This window comes from Psychrobacter sp. 1Y4, from assembly GCF_051847555.1.
In genome coordinates this window covers 1-1391 of record NZ_JBPYDE010000066.1, presented here as the reverse complement: position 1 = coordinate 1391, position 1391 = coordinate 1, and the positions used below count along the sequence as shown (strand labels likewise).

The 1391-nt window shown below is 45.5% G+C and carries 1 protein-coding gene; it reads right to left on the bottom strand.

What is annotated here, in order from left to right; translation table 11 throughout:
• Positions 1-1391 (bottom strand): ferredoxin reductase domain-containing protein (locus ACS8FC_RS14175; protein WP_459112960.1); only part of this gene is annotated, 1391 nt, incomplete at both ends.

Below are 1391 nucleotides of genomic sequence, written 5' to 3'. Positions count from 1 at the left end.
CTGCTGCAACATCCGCACGAGTTCACGATTACCATCAGCGGCCGCCACGAGCGTATAGCTGGGTGATATTTCAGCATCAGTTTTGACATCATTATCCGTCGTTGCTGATTCAGTATCTTGCATATCTATAGTAGCTGAGCTTTTAGAAACTAAATCTTCAGAAATTGAGTCAAAAACGTTAGGGCCCGCGCTTTCACCTTTGAGGCTATCATTGATGATAGTACGCAAATCTTGGGGTGGATGGAACTGTACGAAGGTATCGCGGCCCATCACACCGATATTAAATAACTGCTTGCTGATACTCGGGTCTTGCCAATTGTCAGCGGTTAATAGTTTAAATAGCGAGTCTTCTTTTTCAGGGGCGCGTCCCCACAGGATAGATACGGGTACTAGGCGTACCTTTAGCTCTGGATATTGCAATACCGCAGACACTAGACGAGAAAGGCGCGGAGACAACTGATTGTCTTTGGCATGTGGGTGATTCAAAAATATGATGGCTGCGTTTTCTTTGATATTGTGAGCCGCGTCATTAACCCCAACCAATGCAGGCGGCAAGTTATGCTCTTGCGTCTGCAAATCGATCAAAATACTGTTGGAGCGAGAGTAATCCTGTAGCACATAAAACCTGAGTACTTGATCGTCGCTATCAAAATCAGGCAGTGCGCTACCGAAATTCTCTATGATAATGTTGTCACGTAGCTGGATGTCTTGTAGCACGTTAATCTCGTTTACTGCTTTATATAAGCCGGCTAATAACGCTTGTGAACCGCAGGCAAATATCTGCGTATTTGCCAGAGGTAGGTTAAGTGATAACAGACCCTCTGCGCTCAAGTATCGTTCGCCAGCCAGATAGGTAGCAGGGTTATCAGTGTGGATCAAATGATAGTTGAAGGCTGGATAGATATCGCTCAGCTGTTGCCACTGATGCTGAAAATGGGGAAGTTCTGTTCGACTATAATGTAGCAACGCCACCTGATGTCTGTCTGCTAGTGCTTGCGTAATAAGTCCTAGCATAGGCGTGATACCGCTACCACCAGCGATAAATAATAAAGCGTGCAGTTTTTGGTTATCTGGTTCTCTATGATCTAAACTTGTCTTTGCCTGTGCCAAAGTAAAATGACCCAGTGGCATACTCGTGTCAACGATGCTAGATAGTGGTAGTTGCTTGGTAAGATAATGAGATACCAATCCTTGCGGTTTGATCGCGATAGTCACCGTGTGATGTTTGCTTTTTGCTGTCTTAGTAGTGGCGGCATCATCTTGCCACCACAATGATTGATTCGCCAATCCCACGATTGAATAGCTACGCTGGTGATAGACCCTCTCAATACAAACGCGCAAATCAAGATACTGACCGCCTTGCCAACCACCCATCATCTCAGAAGTCTGCT